The sequence below is a fragment of the Streptomyces sp. NPDC052301 genome, assembly GCF_044593395.1.
Classification (GTDB): domain Bacteria; phylum Actinomycetota; class Actinomycetes; order Streptomycetales; family Streptomycetaceae; genus Streptomyces.
On the sequence record NZ_JBIUBE010000007.1, the window covers coordinates 334,504 to 360,436 of the forward strand.

General features: G+C 73.0%; 27 protein-coding genes and 1 tRNA gene. 16 read left to right on the plus strand and 12 right to left on the minus strand.

Features of this window, described 5'->3' with window-relative positions; genetic code table 11:
* Positions 1-113: 113 nt before the first annotated feature.
* The gene (locus ACIHEJ_RS22050) at positions 114-1,169 is read right to left on the minus strand and encodes an LLM class F420-dependent oxidoreductase (RefSeq protein ID WP_400138164.1); all 1,056 of its coding nucleotides are present in this window, start codon (positions 1,167-1,169) and stop codon (positions 114-116) included.
* Positions 1,170-1,291: 122 nt separating this feature from the next.
* On the opposite strand from ACIHEJ_RS22050, the gene ACIHEJ_RS22055 reads away from it, so the two are divergent.
* Together ACIHEJ_RS22055 and ACIHEJ_RS22060 are read left to right on the plus strand one after the other, a co-directional pair.
* Positions 1,292-2,275: an aldo/keto reductase gene (locus ACIHEJ_RS22055; RefSeq protein ID WP_400138165.1), complete on the plus strand. Its 984-nt coding sequence runs from the start codon at positions 1,292-1,294 to the stop codon at positions 2,273-2,275.
* Positions 2,272-4,524, plus strand: a complete 2,253-nt coding sequence (locus ACIHEJ_RS22060) for a helix-hairpin-helix domain-containing protein (protein WP_400138166.1) — start codon at positions 2,272-2,274, stop codon at positions 4,522-4,524. The genes ACIHEJ_RS22055 and ACIHEJ_RS22060 overlap by 4 nt, the downstream gene beginning before the upstream one ends.
* 121 nt (positions 4,525-4,645) lie before the next feature.
* On the opposite strand, the gene ACIHEJ_RS22065 is transcribed toward ACIHEJ_RS22060, so the two are convergent.
* Positions 4,646-5,332 carry a hypothetical protein gene (locus ACIHEJ_RS22065; RefSeq protein WP_400138167.1) on the minus strand — a complete coding sequence of 229 codons (687 nt, stop codon included), beginning with the start codon at positions 5,330-5,332 and terminating at the stop codon, positions 4,646-4,648.
* Between the two features lie 47 nt (positions 5,333-5,379).
* Here ACIHEJ_RS22065 and ACIHEJ_RS22070 point away from each other — a divergent pair, with 47 nt between their 5' ends.
* Positions 5,380-5,568, plus strand: coding sequence for a DUF5703 family protein (locus tag ACIHEJ_RS22070; RefSeq protein ID WP_014671721.1), 189 nt, complete (start codon positions 5,380-5,382; stop codon positions 5,566-5,568).
* Between the two features lie 76 nt (positions 5,569-5,644).
* On the opposite strand, the gene ACIHEJ_RS22075 is transcribed toward ACIHEJ_RS22070, so the two are convergent.
* The 3 genes from ACIHEJ_RS22075 to ACIHEJ_RS22085 all read right to left on the minus strand — a co-directional run bounded on the left by ACIHEJ_RS22075 (position 5,645) and on the right by ACIHEJ_RS22085 (position 8,305).
* A complete protein-coding gene (locus tag ACIHEJ_RS22075) occupies positions 5,645-6,469 on the minus strand; it encodes a chaplin (protein ID WP_400138168.1) in 825 nt (274 codons plus the stop codon).
* A 129-nt stretch (positions 6,470-6,598) separates the two neighbouring features.
* Positions 6,599-6,832, minus strand: a complete 234-nt coding sequence (gene chpH, locus ACIHEJ_RS22080; RefSeq protein WP_400138169.1) for a chaplin ChpH — start codon at positions 6,830-6,832, stop codon at positions 6,599-6,601.
* Between the two features lie 147 nt (positions 6,833-6,979).
* Positions 6,980-8,305 (minus strand): M20/M25/M40 family metallo-hydrolase, encoded by a 1,326-nt coding sequence (locus tag ACIHEJ_RS22085; RefSeq protein ID WP_400138170.1) that lies wholly within the window; start codon positions 8,303-8,305, stop codon positions 6,980-6,982.
* Positions 8,306-8,520: 215 nt separating this feature from the next.
* Here ACIHEJ_RS22085 and ACIHEJ_RS22090 point away from each other — a divergent pair.
* Positions 8,521-8,608, plus strand: a tRNA-Leu gene (locus tag ACIHEJ_RS22090).
* Positions 8,609-8,674: 66 nt separating this feature from the next.
* Complete coding sequence (polX, locus tag ACIHEJ_RS22095) at positions 8,675-10,399, plus strand: DNA polymerase/3'-5' exonuclease PolX (RefSeq protein ID WP_400138171.1); 1,725 nt, start codon at positions 8,675-8,677, stop codon at positions 10,397-10,399.
* 54 nt (positions 10,400-10,453) lie between these two features.
* Here the strand turns inward: polX and ACIHEJ_RS22100 are convergent, their stop codons facing one another.
* Positions 10,454-10,768, minus strand: a complete 315-nt coding sequence (locus ACIHEJ_RS22100; protein WP_400138172.1) for a dsRBD fold-containing protein — start codon at positions 10,766-10,768, stop codon at positions 10,454-10,456.
* 99 nt (positions 10,769-10,867) lie between these two features.
* Here ACIHEJ_RS22100 and ACIHEJ_RS22105 point away from each other — a divergent pair, with 99 nt between their 5' ends.
* A complete protein-coding gene (locus ACIHEJ_RS22105) occupies positions 10,868-11,242 on the plus strand; it encodes a YchJ family protein (RefSeq protein WP_400138173.1) in 375 nt (124 codons plus the stop codon).
* A 6-nt stretch (positions 11,243-11,248) separates the two neighbouring features.
* Here ACIHEJ_RS22105 and ACIHEJ_RS22110 read toward each other — a convergent pair whose 3' ends face one another.
* Complete coding sequence (locus ACIHEJ_RS22110; RefSeq protein ID WP_400138174.1) at positions 11,249-11,950, minus strand: FadR/GntR family transcriptional regulator; 702 nt, start codon at positions 11,948-11,950, stop codon at positions 11,249-11,251.
* A gap of 140 nt (positions 11,951-12,090) precedes the next feature.
* Between ACIHEJ_RS22110 and ACIHEJ_RS22115 the strand changes: the two genes are divergently transcribed.
* From ACIHEJ_RS22115 to ACIHEJ_RS22130, 4 genes are read left to right on the plus strand one after another with little or no spacing between them, the layout of a single operon-like run.
* Positions 12,091-12,609 (plus strand): gluconokinase, encoded by a 519-nt coding sequence (locus ACIHEJ_RS22115; protein WP_400138175.1) that lies wholly within the window; start codon positions 12,091-12,093, stop codon positions 12,607-12,609.
* 41 nt (positions 12,610-12,650) lie between these two features.
* Positions 12,651-14,048, plus strand: a complete 1,398-nt coding sequence (locus ACIHEJ_RS22120; protein WP_400138176.1) for a GntP family permease — start codon at positions 12,651-12,653, stop codon at positions 14,046-14,048.
* Positions 14,049-14,057: 9 nt separating this feature from the next.
* Positions 14,058-14,819, plus strand: a complete 762-nt coding sequence (locus ACIHEJ_RS22125) for an SDR family oxidoreductase (RefSeq protein WP_400138177.1) — start codon at positions 14,058-14,060, stop codon at positions 14,817-14,819.
* Between the two features lie 14 nt (positions 14,820-14,833).
* Positions 14,834-15,859 carry an L-idonate 5-dehydrogenase gene (locus ACIHEJ_RS22130; RefSeq protein WP_400138178.1) on the plus strand — a complete coding sequence of 342 codons (1,026 nt, stop codon included), beginning with the start codon at positions 14,834-14,836 and terminating at the stop codon, positions 15,857-15,859.
* A gap of 10 nt (positions 15,860-15,869) precedes the next feature.
* Here the strand turns inward: ACIHEJ_RS22130 and ACIHEJ_RS22135 are convergent, their stop codons facing one another.
* The 4 genes from ACIHEJ_RS22135 to ACIHEJ_RS22150 form a co-directional block, all read right to left on the minus strand.
* Positions 15,870-16,040, minus strand: a complete 171-nt coding sequence (locus ACIHEJ_RS22135) for a hypothetical protein (protein ID WP_400138179.1) — start codon at positions 16,038-16,040, stop codon at positions 15,870-15,872.
* 266 nt (positions 16,041-16,306) lie between these two features.
* Positions 16,307-16,933, minus strand: coding sequence for a cytochrome b/b6 domain-containing protein (locus ACIHEJ_RS22140; RefSeq protein ID WP_400138180.1), 627 nt, complete (start codon positions 16,931-16,933; stop codon positions 16,307-16,309).
* Positions 16,917-17,645 (minus strand): molybdopterin-dependent oxidoreductase, encoded by a 729-nt coding sequence (locus ACIHEJ_RS22145; RefSeq protein WP_400138181.1) that lies wholly within the window; start codon positions 17,643-17,645, stop codon positions 16,917-16,919. The genes ACIHEJ_RS22140 and ACIHEJ_RS22145 overlap by 17 nt, the downstream gene beginning before the upstream one ends.
* Positions 17,646-17,763: 118 nt before the next feature.
* The gene (locus ACIHEJ_RS22150) at positions 17,764-18,738 is read right to left on the minus strand and encodes a hypothetical protein (protein WP_400138182.1); all 975 of its coding nucleotides are present in this window, start codon (positions 18,736-18,738) and stop codon (positions 17,764-17,766) included.
* A 330-nt stretch (positions 18,739-19,068) separates the two neighbouring features.
* Between ACIHEJ_RS22150 and ACIHEJ_RS22155 the strand changes: the two genes are divergently transcribed.
* From ACIHEJ_RS22155 to ACIHEJ_RS22170, 4 genes are all read left to right on the plus strand, one after another.
* Positions 19,069-19,965, plus strand: coding sequence for a DMT family transporter (locus ACIHEJ_RS22155; RefSeq protein ID WP_400138183.1), 897 nt, complete (start codon positions 19,069-19,071; stop codon positions 19,963-19,965).
* Between the two features lie 159 nt (positions 19,966-20,124).
* A complete protein-coding gene (locus ACIHEJ_RS22160; RefSeq protein WP_400138184.1) occupies positions 20,125-20,640 on the plus strand; it encodes an NUDIX hydrolase in 516 nt (171 codons plus the stop codon).
* A 21-nt stretch (positions 20,641-20,661) separates the two neighbouring features.
* Complete coding sequence (locus tag ACIHEJ_RS22165; RefSeq protein WP_400138185.1) at positions 20,662-21,054, plus strand: YidH family protein; 393 nt, start codon at positions 20,662-20,664, stop codon at positions 21,052-21,054.
* Positions 21,051-21,377: a DUF202 domain-containing protein gene (locus ACIHEJ_RS22170; protein ID WP_400138186.1), complete on the plus strand. Its 327-nt coding sequence runs from the start codon at positions 21,051-21,053 to the stop codon at positions 21,375-21,377. The genes ACIHEJ_RS22165 and ACIHEJ_RS22170 overlap by 4 nt, the downstream gene beginning before the upstream one ends.
* 777 nt (positions 21,378-22,154) lie before the next feature.
* Here ACIHEJ_RS22170 and ACIHEJ_RS22175 read toward each other — a convergent pair.
* On the minus strand, positions 22,155-23,099 hold the full coding sequence (locus ACIHEJ_RS22175; protein WP_400138187.1) for an NADP-dependent oxidoreductase: 945 nt from the start codon (positions 23,097-23,099) through the stop codon (positions 22,155-22,157).
* 446 nt (positions 23,100-23,545) lie between these two features.
* Between ACIHEJ_RS22175 and ACIHEJ_RS22180 the strand changes: the two genes are divergently transcribed.
* Together ACIHEJ_RS22180 and ACIHEJ_RS22185 are read left to right on the plus strand one after the other, a co-directional pair.
* Positions 23,546-24,568 (plus strand): phosphotransferase family protein, encoded by a 1,023-nt coding sequence (locus ACIHEJ_RS22180; RefSeq protein WP_400138188.1) that lies wholly within the window; start codon positions 23,546-23,548, stop codon positions 24,566-24,568.
* 6 nt (positions 24,569-24,574) lie between these two features.
* Entirely contained in the window at positions 24,575-25,789 is a 1,215-nt protein-coding gene (locus tag ACIHEJ_RS22185; RefSeq protein ID WP_400138189.1) for an acyl-CoA dehydrogenase, read from the plus strand.
* Positions 25,790-25,933 lie beyond the last annotated feature (144 nt).

A 25,933-nucleotide genomic window follows, 5' to 3' on the forward strand; every position in this document is an offset into this window, starting at 1 on the left:
AAGAGGGAAGGACGGGGTCGTAACCGCGGGGCGGCCGGAGCGTTGTTCCCCGTGACGGCCGTGGCGGGGAAGACCCCCGAGCCCCCACCACGGCCGCAGGACTTCCCTCTTCCTCAGGCGAGCCCGGCGCGCTCCAGTGCCTCGCTGCCGGCCCGCAGCGAGGCGATCCGCTCCTCCAGCGTGAAGCCGGCCGGGGCCAGGCTGAGGGTGGTGACCCCGGCGGCGGCGTAGGCCTTCATCCGGTCGGCGATGCGGTCGACGGAGCCGAGCAGCGCGGTCTTGTCGATGAGGTCCTGCGGGACCGCGGCGGCGGCGCCCTGCTTGTCGCCGGCCAGGTACTTCTGCTGGATCTCGGCGGCCTCCTTCGCGTACCCCATGCGCTGGGCGAGCTGGTTGTAGAAGTTCTGCTTGGCGCTGCCCATGCCGCCGACGTACAGGGCGGTGTAGGGGCGGAAGGTGTCCGCGAGCCGGGCCACGTCCTTGTCGTCGCCGACGGCGAGCGGCAGCGTCGGGCACACGTCGAACCCGTCGAGGGTGGCGCCCGCCTTCTCGCGCCCCGCACGCAGGTACTTCAGGGTGGTCTCCTCCAGGTGTTCGGCGGCGGGGAAGATCAGCAGCGCGCCGTCGGCGATCTCGCCGGTCTGCTCCAGGTTCTTCGGGCCGATCGCCGCGATGTACAGCGGGATGTGCTCCCGCTGCGGATGGACGGTCAGCTTGATCGGCTTGCCCGGGCCGCCGGGCAGCGGCAGGGTCCAGTGCTCGCCCTCGTACGTCAGCCGCTCCCGGGTCATCGCCTTGCGGACGATCTCCACGTACTCGCGCGTGCGTGCCAGCGGCTTGTCGAACTTGACGCCGTACCAGCCCTCGGAGACCTGCGGGCCGGAGACGCCGAGGCCCAGCCGGAAGCGGCCGCCGGAGAGGGAGTCCAGCGTCGCCGCGGTCATGGCCGTCATCGCGGGCTGCCGGGCCGGGATCTGGAAGATGGCGGAGCCGACGTCGATGCGCTCGGTCTGCGCGGCGACCCAGCTGAGCACGGTCGCCGCGTCGGAGCCGTACGCCTCGGCGGCCCAGCACACGGAGAAGCCGAGCCGGTCGGCCTCCTGCGCCACGGCCAGATTGTCCCCGTCCATTCCGGCACCCCAGTAGCCGAGGTTGAGTCCGAGTTTCATGACCGAATCCCCTTACCCGCGAGTAACGTCGCTGTCGGGGGTGACCTTAGCGCGGATGCGCGGCCGCGGCAGTTATCCACAGGCAACCCACCGCATGGGCTCTGGCCAGTAATCTCGCCCGCATGGAGCAGAGGCATCTCGGCCGTACCGGCCTGCGTGTGTCCCGGATCGGACTCGGCACCCTCACCTGGGGCCGGGACACCGATCAGCATGACGCCGCGGACATGCTGAAGGCGTTCTGGGAGGCCGGCGGAACGCTGGTCGACACGGCGGACGTGTACGGCGACGGCGAGGCGGAGTACCTGCTCGGACAGCTCATGGACGGGTTGGTCCCGCGCCGCGACCTGGTCGTCTCGACCAAGGCGGGCAGCGTCCCGGACCCCGACCGCCGCTTCGACGGCTCCCGCGGTCATCTGCTCGCCGCGCTCGACGCCTCCCTGGCCCGCCTGGGCACCGACCACGTCGACGTGTGGCACGTCCACGCCTACGACCCCGGCACCCCGCTGGAGGAGACGCTGCAGGCCCTCGACATAGCGGTGAGCAGCGGTCGCGCCCGCTATGCCGGCGTCTCCAACTTCTGCGGCTGGCAGCTCGCGAAGGCGGCCACCTGGCAGCTCGCGGCGCCGGGCACCCGCACCCGGCTGGCCAGTACGCAGCTGGAGTACTCGCTGCTCCAACGCGGCGTCGAGCGTGAGGTGCTGCCCGCCGCGCTCGACCTCGGCGTCGGCCTGCTGCCCTCCTCCCCGCTCGGCCGGGGCGTGCTCACCGGCAAGTACCGGCACACCACTCCCCCGGACTCGCGCGGCGCCTCCGAGCACCTGGCGCCGTTCGTCGAGCCGTACCTGGACGACACGGCGACCCGCATCGTGGACGCGGTGACGACGGCCGCCGACGGGCTCGCCGTCACCCCGCTCCAGGTGGCCCTCGCCTGGGTCCGGGACCGGCCCGGGGTGACCGCGCCGATCGTCGGCGCGCGCAACGCGCAGCAGCTCACGGCAGCGTTGTCAGTGGAGGCCCTTAGTCTTCCTGACGAGATCTGCCGGGCGCTGGACGATGTGTCGGCGCCTGTGCACCGCTATCCCGATCACGACTGGAGCACGCTGTGAGCACGGAGCCGGAGACCACGGAGGAAGCCGGGCCGGGGACGCCGGACACACCCGAGGCGCCCGCGCCCGGCACCGCACCCGAGGAGAGTCGGGCCGACCGGACCGAGGAGGGCGGCGGCGCCGGGGACGAAGCCGGGGCGAGCGGCGGCGCCGAGGACGAGGCCGGGGCGAGCGGCGACGAGAGCGCGGCCTCCGGGGGCGGTGCCGGCGAGGGTGACGACGGCGACGAGGCGAGCCGGCTCTCCGAGGCGCAGGCCGAGCTGGCCGCGCAGCGGGCCGAGCGGGAGCGGATCGAGCGGCGCAAGGCCGAGCGGCACGGCCCGATCGCGAGCGGCGCCAAGCTCAGCGGCACGGCGGCCGACCTGCTCGCGGCGGTACGGGCCGTGGAGAGCGGCGAGAAGCCGGCGGCCACGGCGTTCGACGAGCCGGCGCCGGCCCCGCGCCGCCCGGCCCCCGAGCCGGTACAGCGACCGCAGCCCGCCCCCGCCCCGGTCGCCGCCGGCGCCCCCGCGCCGGAGGCCGTCGCCGCCGTCCGCCGGGTGCTGACCGAGGGCGGTGCGCCCGACGCCCTGGCCCCCCAGGTGGCCGAGGCGCTCGGCGAGGGCGCCGACACCGTGCTCCGCGAAGACCCCTGGCAGCTGCTCCGGATCGCCGGCGTACGGCCCGAGCAGGCGGACGGCTTCGCCCGGGCCCTGCTCGGCGCGGACTGCGGCCCGGACGACGAACGGCGCGCCCGTGCGCTGACCGTCTGGCTGCTGGAGCAGGCGGCGGCGGCCGGACACACCGCCCTGGAACTGTCCACGCTCACCACGGCACTGGCCCGGCAGTCCGTGCCGGACCCGGACGCGGCGGTGCAGAGCGCCCTCGCGGAGGGCGAGGCGCTGCTGTTCCAGGACGCCCTGGAGGAGCCCGGAGCCGTCGCCCCGCAGACGGAGGAAGAGGGCGAGGGCGAAGGCGAGGAGGAGCGGCCGGTGCGGGTCCTGGTCGGCCTGGAGCGGTACGCCCTGGCCGAGGAGAGCCTCGCCGACGGACTGGCCCGGCTGGTCAACTCCCTGTCCAAGGAGGACGATCAGGCCTGGCAGACGGCCGCCGCCGGGCTGACCGGCGGTGCGGCCGAACTGGCCCGCGCGGTCGCCGGGCACGGCCTGGTGCTGCACACCGGCGGGGAGGCGGCCCTGGCCGAACCGGCCGCGCTCCTCGGTGCCGCCCGGGCCGCCGGCCTGCGCGCCTTCGCCGTCTGCCACACGTCCGACGGACGGCACCGGCTCGCCGCGCTCGCGGGCGCCGAACCGGCGGAGCGGAGCGTGGGCACGGTCGCCGGTCTGCTGGCGGGTGCCGAGGGACCGGGCCGGGACGCGGACGGCGCCCTGGAGCTGGACCTGCTGATCGTGCCGGACGCCCCGCAGCTCGACGTGGAGAACGCCGCGATGCTGGTGGAGTCGCTGCCCGACGGGGCCCGGCTGGTGCTCAGCGGCGACCCGGCGGTGCTGTGGTCGGCCGGTCCCGGGCGCGTCTTCGCCGACCTGCTCGCGGCCCGTGCCTGCCCGCAGCTCGCCTCCCGCGTCCCCGACCCCGGGCCGATCGGCGAGCTGGTCTCCGGCATCGGCATCGGTGAGCTGAACCAGGTCGAGGCACCCGGCAAGGAGATCGTCATCGTCCCGGTGCGAGACGCGGGCGAGGCCGTGCACCGGACCGTGCAGCTGGTCGCGGACTCGGTGCCGCGGGCGATCGGCGTCCCGGCCGACCAGACCGTGGTGATCACCCCGGGACACGGCGGCGCCGCGGGCACCCGCGCCCTCAACTCCGCGCTGAAGGAACGCCTCAACCCCGGCCCCGGCCGGTTCGGCGGCTTCGACCCCGGCGACCGGATCGCCTACTCCCCCGCCCCGGGCCGCACGGTGCCGGGCGTGGTGGTGAAGGCCGACGCCGAAGGGCTGCACCTGTCGTGCGCGGGCGCCCCCGTCGTCGTCCCGCGGGAGCGGGTGGAGAGCCGGGTGCGGCACGGCTGGGCGCTGACCGCGCACCAGGCGGTGGGCACCCGCTGGCCGGCGGTGGTCGTGGTGCTCCCCGGCGATGCCGCTCAGGCGCTCAGCAGGCCCTGGGTGTACACGGCGTTCGGCCGGGCGGAGCGGCACCTGTCCGTGGTCCACGGCGTGGAGCAGGCGCTCCCGAGGGCGGTGGCGGAGACCCCGGCCAAGCCCCGCACGACCCGCCTGCAGACCCTGCTGCGCCCCCAGGTACCGGCATAGGGTCCGCCGCGACGGCGATCGGCCACGACGGCGATCGACCGCAACGGTGATCAGCCGCTGGGAAGGAATCCGGCGGTGCCGTACCGGCCTCGGGCCCCACGGCACGGCACCGCCGTCCACCTCACTTCTCGGCGTCCAGCGGCTCCAGCTCGTCCTCCTCGACGAACTCGAGATCGTCCTCCTCGTCGGAGTCGTCCTCGTCGTCGAAGACGGCGCTGACGTCGAACCGGCACACCACCTGCTGCGGCTCGATGTGCTCGAACGGCGTCTCGAGCCACTCCCCGGCCTCGGGGGCCTCGTCCGCCGCGGTGACCCAGAGCGTGGAGTCGCCCTCCTCGAGACCGAACTCCTTGTGCCGGGAGGCGATCTCGTCGGGTTCGAACTCGCCGAAGAGCACGCCGAGCGCGCCGGGGACCGTAGCGGCGGCCCCCTCGCCCGCGGCGGCGTCCTCCTCGTACTCCGCCGCCTCGACCCGCTGGGCCTGCGCCAGCAGCCGCTGGGGTTCGGCCACGGCGTAGTCGCGGCGGATCAGGACGCTGATCGCGTTCGGTTCCTCGGGCCCGGCGTACGGCGGCAGCGCGTCCTCCGCGCCGGGGATCTCGAAGGGCGTGACCTCGTCGTAGCGGTCGTAGAGCAGCTCGTCGTACACCTCGGCGGCCGCGGCCAGCTGGTTGAACGCCTCGAAGACGGCCGGGTCGTCGTCTCCGGACCTGCGTTCGACCGCCGCGAGATGACGGTCGAGCGCGGTCTTGACCGCCTCGGCGGCGGCGCGTACCTCGGCAGCGGTGGGCTGCGCAGCATCAGACATAGTGCAGACGCTATCCGTACCGGGCACCAGCCCGCACAATAGATGCGATGCCGGAATACGAATTTGTCGACGTGTACGTGCCTCGCGGGGTGTCCCGCAAGGAGGCCACACGTCTGCTGACGGACCATGCCGAGTACGGACACTGGGAGTTGGACCGACTGAGCCTGCTGCGCGACGGCAGCCGCAGGGTGCGGTTGCGCCGGCGGATCATCCGTCAGGTGCGTGCCACGTGGTGAGACAGGACAGCTGAACGGAGCGGGCCCCGCCGGCATCGGCAGGGCCCGCTCCGTTCACCGCCGGTGGCCCGCCCGGTTACGCCGCGGCCCGTGCCTTGCGGTAGAGCACGGCGCCCGCGAGCAGCGCGCCCGCGCCGACGGGCAGCGCGAGACCGAGCGGCAGGTCACTGCCGGTGTGCGCGAGCTGCGCGGTGCCGGGCGCCTGGCCGGACCGGCCGCCCTGCTGGTCGACCTGGGTGCCCCCGTGCGGCGAGTGCCCGCCCCGGGTGGGCGGCGTGGTCGGGGTGCCCGGGTGACCGGGGTGCCCTGGCTTGCCCGGCTGACCGGGGTGACCCGGCTGGCCCGGGTGACCGGGATGGCCCGGGTGTCCAGGCTGGCCCGGGTGACCGGGATGACCCGGGTGTCCAGGCTGGCCCGGGTGACCGGGATGACCCGGGTGACCGGGGTTGCCGTGCTGACCGCCGCCGTTGGCGCAGTCGTTGCCGGTGGTGGCGTTGCCGACACCGATCACGTTGACGCTGTTGCCGCACACGTTCACCGGGACGTCGATCGGTACCTGCACGGTGTTGCCGGAGCCGACGCCCGGCGAGCCGCCGGTATGGCCCCCCGCGTGCGAGCCGCCCGAGCCGGTGTGGCCGCCACTGTCGCCGTAGCCGCCCGAGTTGTTGGCACACTTGTTGCCCGCCGCCGGGTTGAGGAGCCCGACGACATTCACGGTGTTGCCGCAGATGTTCACCGGCACGTGCACCGGCGCCTGTACGGTGTTGCCGGACAGTACGCCGGGTGAACCGGTGGCGGCTCCGGCCGCCCCCGCGTCGGCGTGTGCGTAGCCGCTCGCGGCGGCGATCACACCGGTCGCTGCGGCCATGGTCATCAGGCCCTTGCGGGTGCCCTGTCGCATGTTGAGTCCCCCCTGCCTTCGATTTCCGAGGTAAAGACCGGTCGGCCTCGGAGCGCCTGGCGCGCGCTCCGAGGCCGACGGCTCGTAAAAGACGCCCCCTCGGGACAGCCGCCCCTCAGGGAGCCGACGTCACTTGTTGACGCAGGTGTTGCCGAAGGCGGGGTTCAGGAGCCCGATCACGTTGATCGTGTTGCCGCACACGTTCACCGGGACGTGCACGGGCACCTGGATGACGTTGCCGGAGACGACACCCGGCGAGTGCACGGCGGCACCCTGGGCACCGGAGTCGGCGACGGCCAGGCCCGCGCCCGCGAGAACCAGCCCACCGGTGGCAGCCGCAGCGGCGACGACCTTCTTGATCATTGTTCCTCCTCGTTGGCAATGCGATCCCAATGTGCGGTGATCGCATCACCTGTAACGAGGAGGGAGTAATGGAGCTACGAGCTTATGGTCCGATTCACCCTTCTCAGTCGATCTCGTACGCGCGCCCGATTACTCCGGGGGAGAGCCTCACGACGCGTCGATGAAGCGGTCCAGCACCCGTACGCCGAACCGCAGCCCGTCCACCGGCACCCGCTCGTCCACGCCGTGGAACATGCCCGCGAAGTCCAGCTCCGGGGGCAGCTTCAGCGGGGCGAAGCCGAAGCCGCGGATGCCGAGGTCGTCGAAGGACTTGGCGTCGGTGCCGCCGGAGAGCATGTAGGGGATCGCCTTGGCGGTGGGGTCCTCGGCCAGCAACGCCGACTGCATGGCCTCCACCAGAGCGCCGTCGAAGGTGGTCTCGACGGCCTTGTCGGCGTGCACGTCCTCGCGGCGGACGTTCGGTCCGAGCAGGCGGTCGAGGTCGCCGAGGAACTCCTCCTCGTGGCCCGGCAGGAACCGCCCGTCGATGTGCGCGGTGGCCTCGCCCGGGATGACGTTGACCTTGTAACCGGCGGTCAGCTGGGTGGGGTTGGCGGTGTTGCTCAGGGTCGCGCCGATCAGCTTGGCGATGCCGCCGAGCTTGGCGAGTGTGGACTCCATGTCCTCCGGGTCCAGCTCCGTGCCGAGGGCGTCGCCCAGCTCGTCGAGGAAGGCCCGGGTGGTCTTGGTGACCCGCACGGGGAACTTGTGCCGGCCGACCCGGGCCACGGCCTCGGACAGCTCGGTGATGGCGTTGTCGCGGTGGATCATCGAACCGTGCCCGGCCGTGCCGGCGACGGTCAGCTTCATCCAGTGCATGCCCTTCTCGGCCGTCTGGATCAGATAGAGCCGCCGCTGCTCGTTCACGGTGAAGGAGAAGCCGCCGACCTCGCTGATCGCCTCGGTGACGCCCTCGAACAGCTCGGGGTGGTGGTCGACCAGGTACCGGGCGCCGTACGTGCCGCCCGCCTCCTCGTCGGCGAGGAAGGCGACGACGACGTCCCGCGGGGGCCGCCGCCCGCTCCTGAGCCGGTCGCGCACGACCGCGAGGGTCATGGCGTCCATGTCCTTCATGTCGACGGCTCCGCGCCCCCACACGCACCCGTCGGCGATCTCGCCGGAGAACGGGTGGTGGGTCCAGTCGCCGGCGTTGGCCGGTACGACGTCGAGGTGGCCGTGGATCAGCAGGGCCGGCCGGGACGGGTCCTCGCCCTCGATGCGGGCCACCGTGGAGGCGCGTCCCGGGTGCGACTCGAAGATCTTCGGCTCCAGCCCGACCTCGGCGAGCTTCTCGGCGACCCACTCGGCGGACTTCCGCTCGCCGGGTCCGGAGTGGTCGCCGTAGTTGCTGGTGTCGAACCGGATCAGCTCGCGGCAGAGGTCCACGACCTCGTCCTCACCGGTGACGCTCCTGGCCGTGTCCGTGTCGCTCACGCTGCTTCCTCCCACTGTCACTGCTGGTGGTCCTTCTCATCCTCTCTCCGTCCCGCCCCCCGCCCAAGAGTGGTCCCGGTGCGTCACACGCCGTTCACGCGCGGCGGCCCCCGGGACGGGGGGTGATCAGCCACCCCCGAAAGCCTGGTAATGTTTCCTTCGTCGCCGCGAGGGGAAACCCCGCCGAAAGGCAGGGCTCGCACGACAGACACCTTGTCCGGGTGGCGGAATGGCAGACGCGCTAGCTTGAGGTGCTAGTGCCCTTTATCGGGCGTGGGGGTTCAAGTCCCCCCTCGGACACCAGCAAGGCCCCTGCTCAGCAGGGGCCTTTTGCATGCCCGCGCAGCCGGGGCTTCCTACACTTGAGGGGTGGCCCGGCCCAACGACGAGGTCGAGGCGCTCCTGCGGGAGTACGCGGACCTCATCGCGATCACGGGAGGCGACGCCTTCAAGGCGCGCGCCTACGAGAAGGCGGCGCGCGCGATCGGCGGGTATCCGGCCGACATCTCCCGGCTGGACGAGGACGGGCTGCGGGAGATCCCGAACGTGGGACGGTCGATCGCCGACAAGGTGAGCGAGTACCTGCGCACCGGGAAGCTGGCGGTGGTCGAGGAGCGCCGGGCGAAGATCCCCGCCGGGGTGCGGGAGCTGATCACGATCCCCACGCTGGGCCCGAAGAAGGCGCTGCGGCTCTACGAGGAGTTGCACATCTCGTCGGTGAGCGAGCTGGCGTCGGCCGTCGAGGCGGACGCGCTGGCCGATCTGAAGGGCTTCGGCGAGCGGACGCAGGAGAACATCCGGCACGGCATCGAGCTGCTGCAGCGGTCGGGGGGCCGGGTGCCGCTGCCGCTGGCCCTGGACACCGCCGAGGAGATCGTCGGGGAGCTGTCCCGGGTGACGGGCTGCGCGCGCTGTGCGTACGCCGGTTCGCTGCGCCGGATGCGGGAGACGATCGGGGATCTTGACGTGCTGGTGGCGGCGCGGCGGTCGGAGCCGTTCATGACGGCACTGTGCGAGCTGCCGGCCACCGCCGAGGTGATCGCGCAGGGGGCGAAGAAGACGTCGGTGCGCACCGCCAAGGGCCTCCAGGTGGATCTGCGGGTGCTGCCGCCTCGGTCGTGGGGCGCGGGGCTGCAGTACTTCACCGGCTCCAAGGCGCACAACATCCGCACGCGGACGATCGCCGTGCACCAGGGGCTGAAGCTGTCGGAGTACGGCCTGTTCGACAGCGAGAGCGGGGAGTCGGTGGCGTCGCGGACCGAGGAGGAGGTGTACGCGCGGCTCGGGCTGCCGTGGATCCCGCCGACGCTGCGGGAGGACCGCGGGGAGATCGAGGCGGCCCTGCGCGGGGAGCTGCCCGAGGTGGTGACCGAGCGGGACATCCGGGGTGACCTGCACACCCACACCGATCTCACGGACGGCCTCGCACCGCTGGAGGAGATGGTGGAGGCCGCGGCCGGGCGGGGCTACGCGTACTACGCGGTCACCGATCACGCGCCCAACCTGTACATGCAGCGGATGACGGACGAGAAGATCCTGGCCCAGCGGGAGCGGCTGCGGGAGCTGGACGGCACCCGGCGCCGGATGCGGCTGCTGCACGGCACGGAGCTGAACATCGGCCCGGACGGAGAGGTCGACTGGCCGGACGAGTTCCTGGCCGGTTTCGATCTGTGCGTGGCGTCGCTGCACTCGCACTTCGACCAGGGCCGCGCGGCCATGACCCGGCGGCTGGTGCGGGCGTGCGAGAACCCGTACATCCATGTCATCGGGCATCCGACGACCCGGCTGATCGGCCGGCGGCCGGGGGTGGACGCCGACTGGGACGAGGTGTTCGCGGCGTGCGCGCGCACCGGCACGGCGCTGGAGGTCAACGCCCAGCCGGACCGGCTGGACCTGTGCGACGAGGACATCCTGCGCGCCGTGGAGCACGGTGTGAAGTTCGCGGTGAACACCGACGCCCACTCGGTTCCGCACCTCGCGCAGATGCGGTACGGCGTCGGTACCGCGCAGCGCGGCCGCCTCACCCGGGACGACGTGATCAACACCTGGCCGCTGACCCGGCTGCGCCGCTTCCTGCGCAAGGCCGGGAGGTGACCGGGGGGTGGGCCGTCCCCGGGGTGAGGGGGTGTCGTTCCCGGGTGCGGGGGCTCATTCCCGGGTGAGCCAGAGCGGTGCCGGGGACGTGTCCGTGTCGGCCGCTCCGGTCGCCTTCATGTCGCCGTCGGCGGCGCGCAGCAGCATGCGGCCCATGGCGATGAGCGCGCGTCCGGCGGCGAGTTCGTCGCCGATGTCGGGCATCGCCGGGTCGTAGGGGTTGCGGCGGGCCTCCGCGTGGCTCTCCAGGACGCCGTCGCCGGTGTCCAGCACGATCCGGGCGGTGGTGTCCGGGTCGTGCTCGGAGAGGTACAGGTTCAGCCGCCACTCCTTGACGGCCGGAGGACGGCTGCGGACGGGTTCGGTCATCGTCCGTCTCTCCTCACTCCGCTGCGGGCTGGTCTTGCCCCTCCACTGTGCACCCCGCCGACGGCGGACGCCTCCCCCGGTCCGGGCACAATGTGGCCCATGACCTCGCGCACCTGCCCCTGCGGGCTCCCCCTGTCCTACGACGCCTGCTGCGGCCGTTTCCACACGGGCTCGGCGGCGGCGCCGACCGCCGAGCTGCTGATGCGCTCGCGGTACAGCGCGTTCGTGCGGGGGGACGCGGGGTATCTGCTGCGGACCTGGCATCCCCGGACCCGGCCCGAGCGGCTGGACCTCGATCCCCGCATGCGGTGGACCGGTCTGGAGATCCTCGGCGCCACCGACGGGTCGGCCTTCCACACCACCGGGACGGTGACCTTCCGCGCCTCCTACCGGGGCGGCTCCCTGTACGAGCGCAGCCGGTTCGAGCGGGTGGACGGGGCGTGGGTGTACGTGGACGGTGACTTCCTGGAGTAGGGCCGGTCAGGGCGCCAGGATGTCCAGTTCGTGGAGGGCGCCCACGGTGATCTCCCTGGTCAGTTCCTCGGCGCGGGTCGCGTCGCCCGCGCGGACCGCCTCGGCCACCTGCACGTGCAGGGTCACGGCCGCCGGGTCGGGGTCCTCGAACATGACCTCGTGATGCGTCCGGCCGGCCAGCACCTCCGCGACGACGTCGCCGAGCCGGGCGAACATCTCGTTGCCCGAGGCGCTCAGGATGACGCGGTGGAAGGCGACGTCGTGGACCAGGTACTCCTGCAGGTGGTGGCCGCGTGAGTTGGCCACCATGCCGAGGGCGCACTCGGTGAGTTCGGCGCACTGCTCGGCCGTGGCGTGCCGGGCGGCGAGGCCGGCCGCGACCGGTTCGACGGCGGAGCGCAGCACGGTCAGGGAGCGCAGCTGGTGCGGGCGGTCGGCGCCCGCGAGGCGCCAGCGGATGACCTGGGGGTCGTAGACGTTCCACTCGGGCTTCGGGCGGACGGTCACGCCCACCCGGCGGCGGGACTCGACCAGGTGCATCGACTCGAGCACGCGGACCGCCTCGCGCATCACGGAGCGTGACACCTCGAAGTGCTGTGCGAGTTCGTCCGTGCGAAGAACGCTGCCCGGCGGGTACTCGCCCGCGGTGATCGCGGGGCCGAGGGTGTCCAGTACATGGCCGTGCAGCCCCCGGCCCGGTGTGCTCATGCACTCAGCGTACGACTTGGATCACAGACACAAAAAGTCAGACTTATACATCACAGACTCTTGAATTCGTCGTACCTAATGGGTTTCAGTGTGGCGACGCCGATGTGGCGTCGGATGTCGAGGAAGACAGCGAGGCAGTGATGCGTACCCCCAAGGTCGTCGTCGTGATGGGCGTCGCGGGGACGGGCAAGACCACGATCGGTCCGCTGCTCGCCGCGCGGCTGGGCGTTCCGTACGCCGAGGGCGACGACTTCCACCCGCAGGCCAACATCGACAAGATGTCGGCCGGTGTTCCGCTCGACGACGCCGACCGCTGGCCCTGGCTGGACGCCATCGGCCGCTGGGCGCACGGGCGGGCCGGGCTGGGCGGGGTGGTGAGCAGCTCGGCGCTGAAGCGGGCGTACCGCGACCGGCTCAGGGCCGTCGCTCCCGGGATCGTCTTCGTGCACCTCACGGGCGACCGGCAGCTGATCGAGGACCGGATGACGCAGCGGCAGGGGCACTTCATGCCGACCGCGCTGCTGGACTCCCAGTTCGCCACGCTGCAGCCCCTGGGGCCGGACGAGGCGGGAGTCGCCGTCGACGTCAGCGGCGGCCCCCAGGAGATCACCGAGCGCGCGGTGCGGGCACTGGACGCGCTTCCCGCGGCATCCGCGTAGCACCCCCGAAAAAGTCCCCACGTCACCGCAAGGGAACCCCCGTGACCAGACTCAGCGTCGAGATGCTGGCAGCGGACGCACCTCCGCCGATCACCTCCGCAGGCCACGCCCAGCTGGGCATCGCCGCCCTGGTGGGCATCGTCGTGATCGTCCTGCTCATCACCAAGTTCAAGCTCCATGCCTTCCTGGCGCTGACCATCGGGTCACTGGCGCTCGGGGCGGCGGCCGGAGCGCCGCTCGACAAGGCGATCACCAGCTTCACCACCGGGCTCGGCTCCACGGTGGCCGGCGTCGGCGTCCTGATCGCGCTCGGGGCGATCCTGGGCAAGCTGCTCGCCGACTCCGGGGGCGCCGACCAGATCGTGGACACGATCCTCGCCAGGGCGGGCGGGCGCGCCATGCCCTGGGCGATGGTGCTCATCGCCTCCGTGATCGGCCTGCCGCTGTTCTTCGAGGTCGGCATCGTGCTGCTGATCCCGGTCGTGCTGATGGTCGCCAAGCGCGGCAACTACTCCCTGATGCGCATCGGCATCCCGGCGCTCGCCGGCCTGTCGGTGATGCACGGCCTGATCCCGCCGCACCCCGGCCCGCTGGTCGCCATCGACGCGCTCCACGCCAACCTCGGCGTGACGCTCGCGCTCGGCATCCTCGTCGCCGTACCGACCGTGATCGTCGGCGGTCCGCTGTTCTCGAAGGTCGCGGCCCGCTGGGTGGACGTCCCGGCCCCCGACCGGATGCTGCCCCAGCGTGCCTCCGAGGAGCTGGAGCGCCGCCCCGGCTTCGGCGCGACCCTGGGGACCGTGCTGCTGCCGGTGGTGCTGATGCTGGCCAAGGCGCTGGTGGACATCGTCGTCGACGACCCGGCGAACACGACCCAGCGCGTCTTCGACGTCATCGGCTCCCCGCTGATCGCCCTGCTCACCGCCGTGATCGTCGGGTTCTTCACGCTGGGCCGGCCCGCCGGGTTCAGCAAGGAGCGGCTGCAGCAGACGGTCGACAGGGGTCTGATGCCCATCGCCAGCATCCTGCTGATCGTCGGCGCGGGCGGCGGCTTCAAGCAGACGCTGATCGACTGCGGTGTGGGCCAGATGATCCTGGACATATCCAAGAACTGGTCGATCCCGGCGGTGCTGCTGGCCTGGCTGATCGCGGTGGTGATCCGGCTGGCGACCGGCTCGGCGACGGTGGCGACGGTCTCCGCGGCCGGTCTGGTCGCGCCGCTCGCGGCCGGGATGTCGACCGCCGACACGGCCCTTCTCGTCCTGGCGATCGGCTCGGGCTCGCTCTTCTTCAGCTTCGTCAACGACGCCGGCTTCTGGCTGGTGAAGGAGTACTTCGGGCTGACCGTCGGGCAGACCGTCAAGACCTGGTCGATCATGGAGACGATCCTGTCGGTGGTCGGCGGCGCTCTGGTCCTGCTCCTCTCACTGATCATCTAGGGGTACGGGATGAGTCACCCGCTCTTCGACGTCGGCGGCCGTACGGCTCTGGTCACGGGCGCCGGCCGGGGCATCGGCCTCGCGCTGGCCCGGGGCCTGGCCGAGGCGGGCTGCACGGTGGTCCTCAACGGGCGCGACCCCGGCCGGCTGGCCGAGGCGGCGTCCCAACTGCCCGGGGACCGGGTCCGCACGGCGGTGTTCGACGTGACCGCCGGCCCGGCCGTGGCCGCCGGGATCGCGGACGTCGAGGAGCGGGTGGGCCCGCTCGACATCCTGGTGAACAACGCGGGCATGCAACTGCGCGCCCCGCTGCTGGAGTTCGCCGACGCGGACTGGCACCGCGTCCTGGACACCAACCTCACCGGTGCGTTCCTGGTCGGCCGGGAGGCGGCCCGGCGGATGACGGAACGCGGCCACGGCAAGATCGTCAACGTCTGCTCGCTGCAGAGCGAGGTGGTCCGCCCCGGCATCGCGCCGTACGCGGCGGCCAAGGGCGCGCTGAAGATGCTCACCAAGGGCATGTGTGCGGACTGGGGACCGTACGGCGTCCAGGTCAACGGGCTCGGTCCCGGCTACATCGAGACCGAGCTGACCCGACCGCTCGTCGAGGACGAGGAGTTCAGCGCCTGGGTCCGCGGGCGCACCCCGGCCGGCCGCTGGGGCCGTGCCGAGGACCTGGTGGGCGGCCTGCTCTTCCTCGCCTCCCCCGCCGCCGACTTCGTCAGCGGTCAGATCCTGTACGTCGACGGCGGCATGACGAGCGTGCTCTGAAAGGGGCTGCGGCGATGCTGGGTTGTGTGATCCACGGGGCGGGGGACCTGCGGGTCGAGGAGCTGCCGGACCCCGAACCCGGGCCCGGGCAGGCGCTGGTGGCCCTACGGTACGGCGGGGTGTGCGGGTCCGATCTGCACTACTGGCGGCACGGCGGCGTAGGTGACTTCCGGCTGCGCGAGCCGATGGTGCTCGGGCACGAGGCGGTGGGGACGGTGCTGGCCCACGGGCCGGACGCCTCGGGACCCGCTCCGGGTACGGACGTCGCCGTGCACCCCGCCACACCGTGCGGCGCCTGCCCGGAGTGTGCCGATGGGCGGGCGAACGTCTGCCGGGACACCCGGTATCTGGGCAGCGCGGCCCGCTTTCCGCATGTGCAGGGCGCCTTCGCGGGCCGCGTGGCCGTGCCGGCCGGGCAGCTGAGGGCGCTGCCGGCCGGGCTCGGGCTGCGCCGGGCCGTGCTCGCGGAGCCGCTGTCGGTGGCGCTGCATGCCTTGCGCCGGGCCGGGGAGCCGGCCGGCCGGCATGTGCTGGTGACCGGGGCCGGGCCGATCGGGTGCCTGGTGGTTGCGGCGGCGAAGGCGGCCGGTGCGGCGCGGGTGACGGTGACCGACCTGGTCCCGGAGGCGCTGCGGTACGCGGCCGTCGCCGGGGCCGACACGCTCGTACGGGCCGACGATCCGGAGGATGCCGGGTGGCCCGAGGAGGTGGACGTGGCCGTCGAGGCGTCGGGGGTGGCGGCCGGCCTGGACACCTGTGTGCGACTGGTGCGGCGCGGGGGTGTGGTCGTCCAGCTGGGGATGCTGCCGCCGGGTCACAGTCCGTTCGCCGGGAACCTGGTGGTGAGCCGGGAGATCGAGCTGCGCGGCGCGTTCCGGTTCGACGCCGAGTTCGACGAGGCTCTGGAACTGCTGGCGGCCCGCGGGGAGTTCGACGGGCTGATCAGCGCCGTGGTGCCCGTGGCGGAGGCCGGGGCCGCGTTCGTGCTGGCCGCCGACCGTGAGCGGTCCTGCAAGGTGCTGCTGGACTTCGCGGGGTGACCCGGCCGCCCTAGTGGACGATGCGGGCGACCGTTCCGTGTTCGGGGTCCCCGTACTCCGAGATGAGCTGTGCGTCGCTCATGCGGTCGACCTCGTCGCTGCGCTGGACGGGGAAGATCACGTGGGTGTCCTGGTCGGTCCAGTACTCGACGACGCGGAGGGTGTCGGTGGCTCTGCTCATCGGGCTGCTCCCTTGGTGCGCGTGCCGTTCAGGGTGCGTCGTCGCACGTCGCGAGTCAACAGGAATCAGGGCTTCCATTTTGCTTTGCGGAAGCATAGATTCCGGTTACCCCGCGTCGGCGCCTTCGAGGCGCCGTCGGCCCGCCGGTCCCGGGACGGCGGGCCGCGCGGGGGCCAAGTACCGTCGGCGGAAGGCCGATTCCCGTCAGCGGGGTCCGCTCGCGGCCGAGGGCCGTCCGCCCGCGTTCGAGGGCCGTCGGCTCGCGGTCAGGGGCGCCACAGCGGGTGCTCCCGCTTCGCCCACTCCGCGCTCACCAGCCCCGTCCGCAATCCCCGTCTGGCCTCGGGGTCGCCCAGGGCCATGCCGATGTGGCCGGCCAGGACCACCCCGATGGTCAGGGCCAGCCAGTCGTGGACGAAGGTCGCCGAGGTGCGCCACATGAGCGGGGTCAGACGGGTGAACCACATCATCAGCCCCGTGCCGAGCATGACCAGCGTGGCGCCGGCGATCCAGGCCGCGTAGACCTTCTGCCCCGCGTTGAACTTGCCCGCCGGGCGCGAGGACCGGCGTCTGTCGCGGCTCAGCGCGGCCCACAGCCACACCCGGTCGTGCGGGCCGAAACGGTTGAGGAAGCGCAGGTCGGCGCGGAAGGCGCGGGAGGCGAGGCCGAGCAGGACCGGCACCGGCAGGGCGAGGCCCGCGCACTCGTGGACGCGGACGACCAGCTCGCGGCGGCCGACCGCGACCGCCAGCTGCGGGATGTAGAGGACGGCCGCCGTCACCACGCAGACGCCCATCAGCGCGGCCGTCGTGCGGTGCACCCACCGCTCGGCCCGGCCGAAGCGGCGGATCCGGGCGCCGGGCGGGGCCGGGGTCTCAGCTCGTAGGGTCATCGGTCCGTCCGTTCGAACGGCCCACCCAGGCGTCGACGTCGTAGCCGAGGCGCTCCCAGTAGCCGGGCTCGACCCGGTCCGTGACGGTGATACCGGAGAGCCACTTGGCCGACTTGTAGAAGTACATGGGCGCCACATAGAGGCGGACCGGGCCGCCGTGGTCGTGGCCGATGTCCTCGTCCTGCATGCGCAGGGCGACCAGGACGTCCGCCCGTCGGGCCTGGGCGAGGGTGAGGCTCTCGGTGTAGGTGCCGTCGAAGCAGGTGAAGCGGACGGCCCTCGCGGAGGAGCGGACACCGGCGAGGTCCAGGAGGCGGGAGAGGCGGACGCCCTCGAAGGGGGTGCCGGGCACCCGCCAGCCGGTGACGCACTGGACGTCCCTGACCAGCCGGGTCTGCGGCAGGGCCCGCAGGTCGGCCAGGGTGTAGGTGCGCGCGTGGTCGACCAGTCCGTCGATCTTCAGCCGGTAGTCCGCGGCGCTCCGGTGCGGCACCGAGGCGGCGACGGAGTAGTACCGGAAGCCGCCGCCGTTGGGCAGCAGGCCGGTCAGGCCCGTGGGGTCCTTGCCGGCGACGGTGCCGAGGAGGCCTTCCAGGCCGCGCTGGAGCACGGGCGCGGCGGCGACGCCGAGCGCGCCCAGGCCGAGGGTGCCGAGGAAGACGCGGCGGCCTATGGGCCTGCCGTCCCGCTCCTCGGATGGTTCAGCGTTCACGTGTTCATTCGAGCACTCGGTGGCTCGTGGAGCCAGGGAAACGGGTCGGTGGTCAGACTTCCGTAAGCACTTCTCACGCAGGTCTCGCACACCCGTACGGCTGGGCGGCCCCGGCCGTTCAGCGTCCCAGCGCGCGTGTGCGGGCCGCGTGGAAGGCCGCCCCCGGATCGCGGCGGCCGTAGGACCAGGGCGCCGGGGTGGCGTGCGGGCCGATGCGCTGGAACAGGGCCGCCGCCTCGGCCGGGCGGCCGGCGCAGGTCAGGGCGAACGCGAGGTGGTTGAGGTCGATGTGGCGGCGGGGGTGGTCGTCGTGCTCCCACTCCAGCCACCAGTCGAAGCAGGCGTTCAGGATCCGGCGGGCGCGCGGGCCGGACCAGTGCCCGGAGGCGGCCGGGTCGGCCGGGGCGAGGCCGGTGGCGGCGAGCGCCCGGTAGCGCTCTGCGTAGGCCACGACCGGCAGGACGGCCAGCGGGGAGTCGGCGGGCGCCCCTGCCGCGGCCAGCTCGGCGAGGTCGTACACCTCGTGGGACTCGGCCCGGCCGCCCGAGGGCCGCTCCGCGACACGGGCGACGAGCAGGTGGTGGGCGTGGTGGTGCTCGGGGTGGCGCCGGCGCAGTTCGGCGAAGTCGGCGCGCAGTTCGCGCTCGGGGCCGAGGGCGCGGGCCAGCAGGAGCAGGCCGAGCCAGGGGGTGGGGTCGGCGGGTGCCAGACCGGCGGCCGTGGCGCAGGCCTCGCGGGCCCGCTCGGGGTCCTCCTTGCCGCGCAGGGCGCGGTGGACGAGGGCCAGGGCGAGCAGTACGGCGGGGTCGGCCGAGCAGGGCTCGGCGTGCAGCCAGTCGCGGGCCCAGGCGGCGGCGTACGGCTCCTGGGCGAGCACGGTGAGGCGGTGCCCCCGGCGGTCCCAGTCGTCGCCGGTGTGCAGCAGCAGCGAGCGGGCGGCCTGTCGGCGGCCCTGGGCCAAGGCGGCGCGGGCGGTGCGCAGTTCGGCGTCGTCGAGGGCGTCGTCGAAGGCGCCCGGGTCGTCCTCGGCGGTGTCGCCGGACGGGTGAGCGGGGGCCCGGGGGGCGCCGAGCAGGGGTGGGAGAGGGGGCACCGCGGGACTTCCTGTTTCTCGGGCTGCCATCGACCGATCACGCACAGCAAACCCCCAGCCAAGGATCACGTCAAGCGGAACGCCGCTGTTGCTGGGTTCAACTAGCGTGACTGGACGGGAACTTGAGGCGCTCCACACCGGTGGTCGGACCGTGGGCGGCGACACACCGGCGGAATTATGTGGCGTACGCCATGGCGCCCGGCCGACCGGCCGCGGAGCATGGCGGGTCAACCGCCCGGTCGAGGGTACTTCCGGGTCAATGCCGCCCCCGGGACGCTACAGTCGGCCACTACGCGTCCGTGGTCCGGCCGGATGATCGAGGTACGCAGCGTGTCCGTTCTGGTTCTTGTTCTCGCCGTGAGTGCTGCCTGCTGTCTGGGCTTCGGGTTCGTGCTCCAGCAGGACGCCGCACAGAAGGCTCCGCTGAGCGACTTCCTGTCCTTCCGGCTGCTGCTGGACCTGATGCGGGTGCCGCGCTGGCTGGGCGGGCTCGGTCTGATGGTGGCCGGCATGGTGCTGGGCGCGTTCGCCCTCGGCAAGGGCGAGATCTCCCTGGTCGAGCCGCTGCTCGCGACCAACCTGCTGTTCGCGCTCGCGCTCTCCCGGTACCAGACCAGGCAGTCCCTGGGCCGCCAGGGGTGGGCGGGGCTGGCCCTGCTCGCGGGCGGGGTGAGCGCGTTCATCGTGGCGGGCGAGCCCCGTGGCGGCCACGCGATCGCCGATCCACTGCGGCACTGGCTGATCATCGGCGCGATGGTGGGCGCGGCGCTGGTGCTCACGACGTACGGCAAGCGGTCCCGGCTGAGCTGGGGCCCGGTGCTGCTGGCCACCGCCGCCGGGCTGCTGTACGGCGTGCAGGACGCGCTGACCCGGGTGAGCGGCACCCGCTTCGCCGAGGGCGGCCTCACGGAGCTGTTCACCGGCTGGCAGCCGTACGGCGTGCTGGCCTGCGGGGTGACCGGGCTGGTCCTGGTGCAGAGCGCCTTCGAGACGGCCCCGCTGCGCATGTCGCTGCCCGCGCTCACCGCCGCCGAACCGCTGGCCGGGATCCTGTGCGGGGTGGGCTTCCTCGGGGACCGGCTGCGCACCGACACCGGGGCGCTGGCCTGGGAGGCGAGCGGACTCGCGGCGGTGGTCGTGGGCATCGTGCTGCTCGGGCTGCACCCGGCGATGCCGTGCGGCGCGGCGGAAGCGGAACCTCCGGCCCGGGACCTCCAGCGGCGCTGAGCACACGTCTCGCCCACCCCCGCGCCGGACCCGCGACGACGATCGACTCGCCTGCCCGGACGCACCCGGCCCGGACCCGCGGCGGCGCTGAACAGGCCCGCCCGGATCGCCGCCCCGGGAGCCGCGGCGGCGCCGATCATGCCTGCTTGGATGGGGGGCATGAACCCTGCTGACGAGATCCTCGACATCGTCGACGAGCACGACCGGGTCGTCGACCGGCGCCCGCGCGGTGAGGCGTACGCCCGCGGACTGCGCCACCGCTGCGTGTTCATCCAGGCCCGGGACAGGGCCGGCCGGCTCTTCGTCCACCGCCGCACGGCGACCAAGCTGGTGTTCCCCTCCCTGTACGACATGTTCGTCGGCGGGGTCGTCGGGGCGGGCGAGTCCTACGACGGGGCGGCCCTGCGCGAGGCGGAGGAGGAGCTGGGCGTGACGGGCCTGCCGCAGCCGGCGTTCCTCTTCAAGTTCCTGTACGAGAACGGGGCCGGGCACAGCTGGTGGTCGGCGGTGTACGAGGTCCGCTGCGAGTTGCCCGTACGGCCCCAGGTGGAGGAGGTCCAGTGGCACGCCTTCCTGCCCGAGGAGGAGGTCGAGCAGCGGCTCGGCACGTGGGAGTGGGTGCCGGACGGGCTGGCCGCGTACGAGCGGCTGAGGGCGTTCCGGGCGGGCCGGTGAGGCGCCGGTAGGGTCGGTTGCGTGAGCGAATTCGTACGGAACATCCGACTGTGGTTCGCGCCTGAGCTGGTGCGCGACGAGGGCGGCACACCCGACTACCGGTTCTCGCTGGCCAACGAGCGCACTTTCCTCGCCTGGCTGCGGACCTCGCTCGCGCTGATCGGCGGCGGATTCGCGGTGGACCAGTTCCTGCCGGACCTGCGCCGGGCGTGGCGTGTCGGTCTCGCGCTGGCGCTGCTGGGGGCCGGGGTGTTGTGCGCCCTGCGCGCGGTGAACCACTGGGTGCGCTGCGAGCGGGCGATCCGGCGCGGCGAGGACCTGCCCGCCTCCCGGTTCCCGGCGCTGCTCAGCCTGGTGGTCGCGGTGGTGGCCGTGGCGATGGTCGTGGTGGTGCTGCTCGGGTGGGAGGGGTGACCGCGGGGACGGGCCCGGACGGCCGGGACCCGGGGCTGCAGCCCGAACGGACCCGGCTGGCGTGGCGACGGACGACGCTGTCGGCCGCCGTGGCCGCCGTGCTCGCGGTGAAGACCTCGCTGCACGGCGGGCCGTCGGCCACCGGAGTGGTGCTGTGCGCGCTGTGCTGTGCGCTGTGGCTGAGCTTTCTGTGGGTGGCCCACCACCGGATCCGGGCCCTCGCGGCCGGTGTGCGCCCGCCGGCGCTGGCGCCCCGGCACGCGACGGCTGCGGTGCTGTGCGCGGTGGCGACGGCCGTGTGCGCGGCCGTGCTCGTCGTCTGACCAGCACCGACGGGTCCATACCGACGGGTCCATGCCGGCCGGTCCGCGCCAACCGGTCCGCCGCGACCGCTCCGCGCCGGCCGGTCGGCCTCGACCGGCCTCTCTCGACACCGGCCGGTCCGCCGCGGCCGACCCCCGCCGACCGGTCCATGCCGAGCGGTCCATGCCGGCGGCTCCAGCCGGTCCGCCTCGCCCGGTCAGGCTTCTGCCGGTCCGCCATGCCGCTCCGCGCCAGCCGGTCCGCCTCGGCCGCGCCAGCCGTGCCACCTCGGCCGGTTCCCTCTCGGCCAGGCCGCCTCGGCAAGTCCGGCTCAGCCGGTCCCCCCTGGCTGGGCGCCGTCGACCGGTCTCACTCGGCCTCGGCCCGCCCATGTCGACCGGTCGGCCTCAGCATCGGCCCGTCCATGTCGACCGGTCCCGCCAGTCGGTGCGCCTCGGCCGGCCCCCGACAACCGGCCCCCCTCGGCCGGTCCGCCTCAGCAAGTCCGGCTCAGCCGGTCCCCCCCTGGCTGGGCGCCGTCGACCGGTCTCACTCGGCATCGGCCCGTCCATGTCGACCGGTCGGCCTCGGCATCGGCGGCCCGCCCATGTCGCCCGGTCCCGCCAGTCGGTGCGCCTCGGCCGGTCCGCCTCAGCCGGCCCCCCTCGGCCGGCCCGCCTCGGCTGGCCCGCCTCGGCAAATCCGCCTCAGCCGCCCCCCCCCTCGGCCGGTCCGCCTCGGCAAGTCCGGTTCAGCCGGTCCCCCCTGGCTGGGCGCCGTCGACCGGTTTCTCGCGGCTAGTCCGTCTCGGTCTCCCAGTCCACGGTGACGACGATCTTCCCGCGGGTGCGGCCCTCCTGGCTCACCCGTTGCGCGTCCGCCGCCCGTTCCAGCGGGAACGTCTCCTGGACGTGCACGGACACGGCTCCCTCTTCCACCAGCCGGGCGAGTTCCGCCAGGTCCTCGGCGTCGGGGCGGACGAAGCAGTAGCGACCGCCGTAGCCGACCACCTCAGGGTCGGCGATCGAGGCCGGCCGGCCCTCCGGGGCGAGCAGGTTGGCGGAGGTCCTCAGCGTGTCGCCGCCGACGGTGTCGAAGACCGCGTCGACGCCGTCGGGCGCGAGCGCGCGCACCCGTTCGGCCAGGCCCTCGCCGTACGTCACCGGCTCGCCGCCGAGGCCGCGGACGTAGTCGTGGTTGCGTTCGCTCGCCGTGCCGATCACCCGGGCACCGAGATGGACGGCGATCTGGACGGCGAGCGAGCCGACGCCGCCGGCCGCCGCGTGCACCAGGACGGTCTCGCCACGCTTGATCTCCAGCGCCTTGACCAGCACCTGATAGGCGGTGAGCCCGGCCAGTGGGAGCCCGGCGGCCTCCTCGAAGGAGAGGTTGCGCGGCTTGCGGGCCAGCGTGCGCACGGGCGCGGCGACGTACTCGGCGAAGGTGCCGCGGGAGAGGAAGTCCTCGCGCACGTAGCCGATCACCTCGTCGCCGACGGAGAACTCCGTGACCGCGGCGCCGGGCTGGACGACCACCCCGCTCACGTCCCAGCCGGGGATCACCGGGAAGACGGCGTCGAGGAGGGTGTCGAGATGGCCCTCGCGGCACTTCCAGTCGACCGGATTGACGGCCGCGGCGCGCACCTTGACCAGCACCTGGTCGGGGCCGACCTTGGGGTCGCGCACCTCGCCGTACTCCAGCACCTCGGGTCCGCCGTAGCGGCTGTAGCTGATGCCCTTCATGTTTTCCGACCCTCCGGGGTACTCGTCCGCCGCGCAACCGGTGTGCACCGTTGTGCACCGGATCGCACGCACGGTCCGTCCGTCGCTGTCCGTCGCCGGAACCCCGTACCCCCCGAGGTGAGCACCATGACTCTCGTTCACCGGGAACACACACGGGACGCACCGGCACGGCGCTGACTGCGGCCACGGCGCCGTGCCGCACGGCGACCCCGTCGACCATCTGCACGACGGCCACCGGCACGCCGCACACGAGGGGCACCGGGACGACCACGGAACGGCCGCGCCGGCGGCCGGCCGACGGCTCCCCGGGCAGCGCGCCGGAGAGCCGTCGGCCTATCGTGGCTCCGGTCACGTTCGGCACCGTGTTCGGCCTGCACACTGGACGACATACCGACCGGTCGGCATCATTGGTCGGGTCTGGTCCACCCGCCCCTAGGGAGTGATGTATGAGCGCCGACCACCCGCCCGGTCTCGACCTGGATCGGCTGCGTGCCCTGCTCGACCGCGAGCGCCCCGGTCTGGTCAACGGCCCCCTGACGGGACGGCTGATCGAAGGCGGACGGTCGAACCTCACCTACGCACTCTCCGACGGCACCTCGAAGTGGGTCGTACGGCGGCCCCCGCTCGGCCATGTCCTCGCCACCGCGCACGACATGAAGCGCGAGCACCGGGTGATCAGCGCCCTGCACCCGACGGACGTGCCGGTGCCCCGGCCGGTACTGCTGTGGGAGGACGAGGAGGTGCTCGGCGCGCCGTTCTACGTCATGGAGTTCGTCGAGGGCACCCCGTACCGCACCGCCCAGCAGCTCGCCCCGCTGGGGCCCGAGCGGACCCGGAACGCGGTGCTGTCCCTCGTGGACACCCTGGTCGAGCTGCACGCGGTGGACTTCACCGAAGCGGGCCTGCAGGACTTCGGGCGCCCCGAGGGCTTCCTGGACCGCCAGCTGCGCCGCTGGGGCAAGCAACTGGACGCCTCCCGCAACCGCGACCTGGCCGGCATCGACGAGCTGCACGCGGCTCTGGGCCGACAGCTGCCCGCCTCGCCCGCGCCCGCCGTCGTCCACGGGGACTACCGGCTCGACAACGTCCTGATCGGCGCCGACGACACGATCAAGGCGATCCTCGACTGGGAGATGTCCACGCTCGGCGACCCGCTGACCGACCTCGGCCTGCTGGTGATGTACAGCCGGTCGCTGGGCATGCCGAACTCGCCCGTCTCCACCACCGCCGAGGCCGCCGGGCATCCGTCCCCGCAGGAGCTGATCGAGCGGTACGCCGAGCGCTCGGGGCGGGACGTCTCGGCCGTCTCCTGGTACGAGGCGTTCGCCTGGTTCAAGCTCGCCGTGATCCTGGAGGGCATCCACTACCGGTACACGCTGGGCCAGACGGTCGGGCAGGGCTTCGACCGGATCGGCGACCTCGTTCCCGTCTTCATCGACCACGGACTGACCACTCTTCAGGAAGGCTGACCGGCCATGGACTTCGCGTTCGACGCGCGCACGGAGGAGCTGCGTGCCAAGCTCCTCGCCTTCATGGACGAGTACGTGTACCCCGCCGAGGCGGTCGCCGAGGAGCAGCGGGCCGCGCTCGCCTCGCCCTGGGACACCCCGGCCGTGGTCGAGGAGCTGAAGGCCGAGGCCCGCAGGCAGGGGCTGTGGAACCTGTTCCTGCCCGACGCCGAGTACGGGGCGGGGCTGACCAACCTGCAGTACGCGCCGCTCGCCGAGATCACCGGCCGCTCCCCGCACCTCGCGCCCACCGCGACGAACTGCGCCGCGCCGGACACCGGGAACATGGAGGTGCTGGCCCAGTTCGGCAACGAGCAGCAGCGCAAGCAGTGGCTGGAGCCGCTGCTCGCCGGGGAGATCCGCTCGGCGTTCGCGATGACCGAGCCGGAGGTCGCCTCCTCGGACGCGACGAACATCACCACGCACATCGAGCGGGACGGCGACGAGTACGTCATCACCGGCCGCAAGTGGTACATCTCCGGGGCGATGAACCCGGACTGCAAGATCTTCATCGTGATGGGCAAGACGGACCCGGACGGCGCGGACGTCCGCCGCCAGCAGTCGATGGTCCTGGTCCCGCGCGACACACCCGGTGTCACCGTCGAGCGCGCCATGCAGGTCTTCGGCTACGCGGACCACTCGCACGGCGGCCACGCCGAGGTGGTCTTCGACCACGCGCGCGTGCCGGTGTCGAACCTGATCGGCGAGGAGGGCGGCGGCTTCGCCATCGCCCAGGCCCGGCTCGGTCCCGGCCGGATCCACCACTGCATGCGGCTGATCGGCATCGCCGAGCGGGCGATCGAGCTGATGTGCCGGCGGGCGGTGTCCCGTACGGCCTTCGGCAAGGCGCTGGCCCAGCAGGGCGTGGTCCAGAACTGGATCGCGGACGCCCGGGTCACCGTCGAGCAGCTGCGACTGCTGGTGCTGAAGACGGCCTGGCTGATGGACACCGTCGGCAACAAGGGCGCCCACACGGAGATCCAGGCCATCAAGATCGCCACCCCGCGTGCCGTGGTCGGCATCCTGGACCGGGCGATCCAGCTGCACGGCGCGGGCGGCGTGAGCCAGGACTTCCCGCTGGCCGAGCTGTACGCGAGCGCCCGCACCCTGATGCTTGCCGACGGCCCGGACGAGGTCCACCAGCGGTCGCTGGCGCGGCGGGAGCTGAAGAAGTACCTCTAATAGCCGCCCGAGTAGTGATGATCCTCGCGGGCCAGTGCCCGGAGGAAGTCGAGGAACCGGTGCAGGAGAAGGGGTCTGCGTGTCATGCGACCAGCGTGGCCCGCAGACCACCCACCGGTCCAACAGATGGTTTCGCTGACCACC

What these genes read in the sequence shown, in the direction of transcription:
- ACIHEJ_RS22050 (WP_400138164.1), bottom strand. Translation starts at nt 1,169, where the DNA reads ATGAAACTCGGACTCAACCTCGGCTACTGGGGTGCCGGAATGGACGGG.
- ACIHEJ_RS22055 (WP_400138165.1), top strand. Translation starts at nt 1,292, where the DNA reads ATGGAGCAGAGGCATCTCGGCCGTACCGGCCTGCGTGTGTCCCGGATC.
- ACIHEJ_RS22065 (WP_400138167.1), bottom strand. Translation starts at nt 5,332, where the DNA reads ATGTCTGATGCTGCGCAGCCCACCGCTGCCGAGGTACGCGCCGCCGCC.
- ACIHEJ_RS22070 (WP_014671721.1), top strand. Translation starts at nt 5,380, where the DNA reads ATGCCGGAATACGAATTTGTCGACGTGTACGTGCCTCGCGGGGTGTCC.
- ACIHEJ_RS22075 (WP_400138168.1), bottom strand. Translation starts at nt 6,469, where the DNA reads ATGCGACAGGGCACCCGCAAGGGCCTGATGACCATGGCCGCAGCGACC.
- chpH (WP_400138169.1), bottom strand. Translation starts at nt 6,832, where the DNA reads ATGATCAAGAAGGTCGTCGCCGCTGCGGCTGCCACCGGTGGGCTGGTT.
- ACIHEJ_RS22100 (WP_400138172.1), bottom strand. Translation starts at nt 10,768, where the DNA reads ATGACCGAACCCGTCCGCAGCCGTCCTCCGGCCGTCAAGGAGTGGCGG.
- ACIHEJ_RS22105 (WP_400138173.1), top strand. Translation starts at nt 10,868, where the DNA reads ATGACCTCGCGCACCTGCCCCTGCGGGCTCCCCCTGTCCTACGACGCC.
- ACIHEJ_RS22110 (WP_400138174.1), bottom strand. Translation starts at nt 11,950, where the DNA reads ATGAGCACACCGGGCCGGGGGCTGCACGGCCATGTACTGGACACCCTC.
- ACIHEJ_RS22115 (WP_400138175.1), top strand. Translation starts at nt 12,091, where the DNA reads ATGCGTACCCCCAAGGTCGTCGTCGTGATGGGCGTCGCGGGGACGGGC.
- ACIHEJ_RS22125 (WP_400138177.1), top strand. Translation starts at nt 14,058, where the DNA reads ATGAGTCACCCGCTCTTCGACGTCGGCGGCCGTACGGCTCTGGTCACG.
- ACIHEJ_RS22130 (WP_400138178.1), top strand. Translation starts at nt 14,834, where the DNA reads ATGCTGGGTTGTGTGATCCACGGGGCGGGGGACCTGCGGGTCGAGGAG.
- ACIHEJ_RS22135 (WP_400138179.1), bottom strand. Translation starts at nt 16,040, where the DNA reads ATGAGCAGAGCCACCGACACCCTCCGCGTCGTCGAGTACTGGACCGAC.
- ACIHEJ_RS22140 (WP_400138180.1), bottom strand. Translation starts at nt 16,933, where the DNA reads ATGACCCTACGAGCTGAGACCCCGGCCCCGCCCGGCGCCCGGATCCGC.
- ACIHEJ_RS22160 (WP_400138184.1), top strand. Translation starts at nt 20,125, where the DNA reads ATGAACCCTGCTGACGAGATCCTCGACATCGTCGACGAGCACGACCGG.
- ACIHEJ_RS22175 (WP_400138187.1), bottom strand. Translation starts at nt 23,099, where the DNA reads ATGAAGGGCATCAGCTACAGCCGCTACGGCGGACCCGAGGTGCTGGAG.
- ACIHEJ_RS22180 (WP_400138188.1), top strand. Translation starts at nt 23,546, where the DNA reads ATGAGCGCCGACCACCCGCCCGGTCTCGACCTGGATCGGCTGCGTGCC.
- ACIHEJ_RS22185 (WP_400138189.1), top strand. Translation starts at nt 24,575, where the DNA reads ATGGACTTCGCGTTCGACGCGCGCACGGAGGAGCTGCGTGCCAAGCTC.